The organism is Parvibaculum sp. (assembly GCF_049672805.1).
Taxonomy (GTDB): domain Bacteria; phylum Pseudomonadota; class Alphaproteobacteria; order Parvibaculales; family Parvibaculaceae; genus Parvibaculum.
In genome coordinates this window covers 1-3136 of record NZ_JBATWS010000320.1, presented here as the reverse complement: position 1 = coordinate 3136, position 3136 = coordinate 1, and the positions used below count along the sequence as shown (strand labels likewise).

The 3136-nt window shown below is 58.5% G+C and carries 7 protein-coding genes; 6 read left to right on the top strand and 1 reads right to left on the bottom strand.

The genetic code is table 11. From position 1 onward, the window contains the following. A partial coding sequence (locus WBF74_RS10150; protein ID WP_424439062.1) for a hypothetical protein occupies positions 1-451 on the top strand: 451 nt, incomplete at its 5' end. A 20-nt stretch (positions 452-471) separates the two neighbouring features. Here WBF74_RS10150 and WBF74_RS10145 read toward each other — a convergent pair. After that, positions 472-993, bottom strand: a complete 522-nt coding sequence (locus WBF74_RS10145) for a transposase (protein WP_424439059.1) — start codon at positions 991-993, stop codon at positions 472-474. Positions 994-1212: 219 nt separating this feature from the next. Between WBF74_RS10145 and WBF74_RS10140 the strand changes: the two genes are divergently transcribed. The 5 genes from WBF74_RS10140 to WBF74_RS10120 all read left to right on the top strand — a co-directional run. Further along, positions 1213-1494 carry a hypothetical protein gene (locus tag WBF74_RS10140; protein WP_424439056.1) on the top strand — a complete coding sequence of 94 codons (282 nt, stop codon included), beginning with the start codon at positions 1213-1215 and terminating at the stop codon, positions 1492-1494. Positions 1495-1582: 88 nt separating this feature from the next. Further along, the gene (locus tag WBF74_RS10135; protein ID WP_424439053.1) at positions 1583-1759 is read left to right on the top strand and encodes a DUF1328 domain-containing protein; all 177 of its coding nucleotides are present in this window, start codon (positions 1583-1585) and stop codon (positions 1757-1759) included. Between the two features lie 153 nt (positions 1760-1912). Then, positions 1913-2110, top strand: coding sequence for a CsbD family protein (locus tag WBF74_RS10130; RefSeq protein ID WP_424439050.1), 198 nt, complete (start codon positions 1913-1915; stop codon positions 2108-2110). Positions 2111-2343: 233 nt separating this feature from the next. Further along, on the top strand, positions 2344-2529 hold the full coding sequence (locus WBF74_RS10125) for a NepR family anti-sigma factor (RefSeq protein ID WP_424439047.1): 186 nt from the start codon (positions 2344-2346) through the stop codon (positions 2527-2529). 4 nt (positions 2530-2533) lie between these two features. Beyond that, positions 2534-3136, top strand: a 603-nt coding sequence (locus WBF74_RS10120; RefSeq protein ID WP_424439044.1) for a sigma-70 family RNA polymerase sigma factor, incomplete at its 3' end; no start/stop codon positions are given.

Genomic DNA, 3136 nt, shown 5'->3' with positions numbered 1-3136 from the left:
GATCCGGTTTGCGTTGAAGGTTTTGATCGCGTTGCTGCTTGTCGGATATGTGATGCGGCTTGATGAGCCGGCGCCACAGTCGGCAACTGCGAACGGATTCATGCCCACCAGCTATCCATCTGCAGTCACACCTCCTGAAGATGTGACCGGTGATCTTTCCACTTTCACCAATGCCCAGATTGTTGTCTCACGCAGTGCGCGTGATGTGACAGGCTTTTGTGACCGCGAGCCGCTTGCCTGTGATGCCGGACGGGAATTGATCGCGCGTGCCGCTATCGGCATACGCAATATTGCATCGGCTCTCATGGACAGCGCGCAGAAGAACGACGTGCGGGCCACAGAGCCCTCAACCAACGCTCCGGTTACGGATGAATATCGCCCGCTTGAGAATTATCGCGGAGCCTATCCGATTCTGCCGCAGACGCCTCCGACGCGCGCTGCCTCCTTCTGAGGGAAGAAGCCGAAGCCGCCTCAGCCACGGGCCGCGGCATCGCTCGCAAGCTCACGAAGCGATGCCTCAAGGCGTTCCGCCATTTCGGGCATCTCATGCTTCAGCGCTTCGACCCGCTTCAACATGCTTTCAGCCGTGAGATAGGCGACGCCAAAGCGGCGGCTCACCTGAGGGGGGTTGAAGGAGTGGCCGAGAATCTGCGTCAGATGGAAAAGCCGCACCCAGGCTGAAATCGGGATTCGCGTGCGGTGAAGCTGCGTTCCCGAGGTCACGCTGAACTGGCAATTGCGGCAGGCCCGGCATGTCCAGAAACCCGAGCGCGTTGTCAGCTTGCTTGCCGCCCCGGCCGCGCCGCAATTCGGACAAAGAGGTCCGTCCGGCCAGCGCGCCTTTTCGAGCAGGCTGCGACAGACATCTTCGGACCGCAGCATATCGCTGAAGGAAAGACGGGCGGGGCCTGATGCGTTTTCAGTTGAAAGCGGCATGCGCACATGGCCATGCGAGACGGTCTCATGAGACGGCTGGAAATTGGACTGCGTCATGGGGGCCCCCTCACTGGTTTCTATCCCGCCTTAACGCATGGCTCCGGTTCCGGTTCCCGCTCATTCATGCATTTTTTGAAAAATGTCCGTGCAGGGAGGGGATGTTACGATGCGCACATTATGGTGCTTCGTGTGAAGCATCTGCCCGTTTTCTGGAAAACCGGACGAAACGAAAATCCGGACGACACGTTTCAGCCACAAATCAAACAGGAGGTTGGCATGAACGTGATCTCGGAAGTGACCCAGCGAAAGTGGGAGCGGCGTCTTCGGTCGTTCTGGCTGATTGGCGGGTCGTTATTCATCGGCCTCATTCTTGTCGCCCGCCCGCTGACGGAGTCTTTCGAGGCGATGCGGCAAGTGGTTCCGCTCACCATCGTCTGCCTCTTCTCGGCGCTGATGGCGAGCGGCGTGATCTGGGCGATGCTGCAGCTTGCGCTTGCGCAGCGCGGTGACCGCGACCTTCAGATGCGGTCATCCACATTCAGCTTCCGCCGTTTCTGATTTATGGCGACGGGAACCCGCTCACGCATTTTTCGTTGTTCCGGGGAACGGGTCTTCCGCCCGGACACATAACAATCGAGGTGGAGCCATGCTTTACTGGACAGCCGTTTTCTTCGTAATCGCCCTCATTGCCGCCGTCTTCGGCTTCGGGGGTGTGGCTGCAGCATCAGCCGAAATCGCGAAGATCCTTTTTTTCATTTTCATCGTTCTCTTTGTCATCAGCCTCATCTTCGGGCTTGTCGGCAGGCGCCGTCCGCCTCTCTGACGAGAGACCGTGTTTATTCAAGGGCTCCCTCGGGGAGCCCTTTTTCTTTCCGTCTCTTCCATTTCTCATGCGGAACGATGCAGGGCGCGAGGGGTTTTAGAAGCACGTTCCCGGTCACGAGGAACATCCCCCCGACGACAGAGGAGTGCAGACATGAATTGGGATCAGGTTGAAGGTAACTGGACACAGATGAAAGGCCGGGTGAAGGAAGCCTGGGGTGACCTCACGGACTCCGACCTCACCAAGATCGAAGGCAAGCGCGACCGTCTTGCCGGCGCCCTGCAGGAGCGGTACGGCAAGCAGAAGGAAGAGGCCGAGAAGGAAATTGACGCCTGGCTCGGCAAGCACTGAGCTTCCGGCTGATTACCGAGAGCGCCCGGCGGCACCCTGCCCCGGGCGTTCTTGCATGTCCGGCCTTCCGCTTACAGATGAACCGGGGCGATTTTCTGCCGACCACCCCTAACCCATTGCCTGCATTGTTATTTCACGCAGTTGAACCTTTTTGCTGGTTCACGCGTTGAATGTGCTGACGACCACCAGTGGCGCCTCCTGCTTCGCGCCAGAACAGCAAGTCATATGAAGTCATGATACAAGACAAGCAAAGGGGAGATCGGAAGGAGGATGCCATCACCTCACAAAGAGGACACGGTGCGCGTGGTGCCGGGATCGGACGCCAGCTGCGCGAAGTATATAGTAGTGTCGTCCACGAGCCCGTTCCCGCCGAATTTCGCGAACTGCTCGAACAGCTCAAAAGCGGCGAAGGACACTGAGAGCATGACCGACGAGGGAGAATCGCCAGAAGTTGCTCCACTCAGTGATCGCGAGTTCAAAAAAGAACTTGAGTCGCTTATTCCGCATCTGCGCGCCTTTGCGCGCAATCTGTGCGGCAAGCCAGATATGGCAGATGATCTCGCGCAGGACGCCTTGCTGAAAGCATGGGCGGCGCGCAAGCGCTATCAGGCAGGCACCAATATGCGGGCCTGGCTTTTCGTCATCCTCAGAAATCAGTTTCTCTCCCAGATGCGCCGGTCGCGTTTCAAGGGCGAGTGGGATGAGGGTGTGGCCGAGCGCACGCTTTCAACGCCTGCGCATCAGGACCATCAGATGCAGCTTTCAGACTTGCAGCGTGCCCTGATGCACCTGCCCGCCGCGCAGCGTGAGGCTCTTATTCTCGTTGGCGCTGGCGGTTTCTCCTATGAGGAAGCAGCGAGCATTTGCGATTGCGCTATTGGCACGGTGAAGAGCCGTGTGGCACGCGCCCGCGTGGCGCTGGAAGAAATGATTGCCAATGGTCAGCTTCCGGACCGCTCAGAAAGCCGCCTCAGCGTGGATGACACGACAGCTGCGATCATGCAAGAAATGGACAAACTGACCCAG